The 255-nt window shown below is 59.6% G+C and carries 1 protein-coding gene; it reads right to left on the bottom strand.

Annotated elements, in window-relative coordinates:
• Positions 1-255, bottom strand: a 255-nt coding sequence (locus ACSNOG_RS33615) for an OmpA/MotB family protein (protein WP_436756456.1), incomplete at both ends; no start/stop codon positions are given.

Consider the following 255-nt stretch of genomic DNA (forward strand, 5'->3'; position numbering starts at 1 on the left):
GACATGGCGCGCGCGCCGGAAAGCTCCCAATTATCCTTGTAGATGGAGCCGCGTCCGATCGGCACATCGTCCGTATGGCCTTCGATGCTGACGGTGGAATCCAAATCCTCGAACAGGCTTGCCAGCTTGCCGAGCACGGGAGCGGCACCCGGCTTTAATTCCGCCCGGCCGACATCGAACAGGAAGCGGTCGCTTAACGTAATGGCGATTCCCTGGGGCTCGTCCGAGATGAAAATATCGTCCTCGAGGTGGTTG

It is taken from the genome of Streptomyces sp. URMC 124, assembly GCF_051386455.1.
GTDB lineage: Bacteria > Actinomycetota > Actinomycetes > Streptomycetales > Streptomycetaceae > Streptomyces.